The following is a 1203-nucleotide window of genomic DNA, read 5'->3' as shown; positions in this document are numbered from 1 at the left end:
CCGTTTCTGATAGCCCAGTGCTTAAATTGGTGCGTAAAAGCTCGCCTCCAGAGAAAGGCACCTATCGCCTTGTTTTTGAATTAAAGAAAAACGTTCAGGCAGAGTTATTCAAACTCAGTCCAACGCCGGGCGGCCAATATGGGCATCGTTTGGTGATTGACCTGCCACACGGTAAGAAAACCGCGACAACAGCAGTGAAACCAAGCAAACCGGCGACAACCAGCAAAGACATGAGTACCGTACAGCGTGCTCAAGAAGTATTGATCGTGATCGATCCTGGTCATGGTGGTGAAGACCCTGGCTCAATTGGTCCATCTCGTCGCAAGTATGAAAAAGACGCGGTACTGAGCATTTCTCGTAAGCTTGCAGCGCAACTTGATGCGACGCCGGGAATCAAAACGCGCATGACGCGTACCGGTGACTACTTTGTTAACTTAAACCGCCGTGTCGCATTTGCCCGCGAAAATGACGCGCACCTGTTAATCTCTATTCACGCGGATGCGTTCACGTCACCACAACCTCGTGGGGGATCGGTATTCGTATTGAATACGCGTCGCGCAAACACTGAGATTGCTCGTTGGGTTGAGAACCACGAGAAACAGTCCGAGTTGCTCGGTGGTTCTGGCAATGCATTTGTCACGAACACGAAAGACCGCAACGTGAACCAAACTTTGCTCGATCTCCAGTTCAGCCATTCGCAAAAAGAAGGCTACAAGTTGGCGACCGAAATTTTGGGTGAAATGGGACGCGTCGCGCATCTACACAACACCAAGCCAATCAACACTAGCTTGGCAGTATTGCGTTCGCCACAAATTCCATCGGTCCTTGTAGAGACTGGATTTATCTCTAACCCAACAGAAGAGAAACTGCTGTTCCAACGCGCACACCAAGATAAGTTAGCGCAGGCTATCTCTAAAGCGGTGGTTAAATATCTAAAAGATAACCCACCTGAAGGCACGGTGTTCTCACCTTCCTCTAAACCAATGGTGCACATTGTTAAGCGTGGTGAATCGCTGTCTGTGATTGCGAATAAATACGGTACTAACTCGAAAGCGTTGATGGCTGAGAACAAGTTGAAATCGACCAGCTTAGCGGTTGGACAAAAACTGCGTATTCCGTCAACTGGCAAGATCCAAGTGCCAAGCAAGCCTATTACAGTAGAGACTGAAACGATTACTCATACCGTTAAATCGGGTGAGTTCT

At 48.5% G+C, this 1203-nt stretch carries 1 protein-coding gene; it reads left to right on the top strand.

Translation table 11 applies throughout. From position 1 onward, the window contains the following. Positions 1-1203: N-acetylmuramoyl-L-alanine amidase (locus tag R8269_RS25180; RefSeq protein WP_318222903.1), on the top strand; the 1203-nt coding region annotated here is incomplete at both ends.

The organism is Vibrio sp. Vb0667 (genome assembly GCF_033391095.1).
Note: the sequence above shows the minus strand (reverse complement) of the source record. Positions and strands in the feature narration are given on the sequence as shown.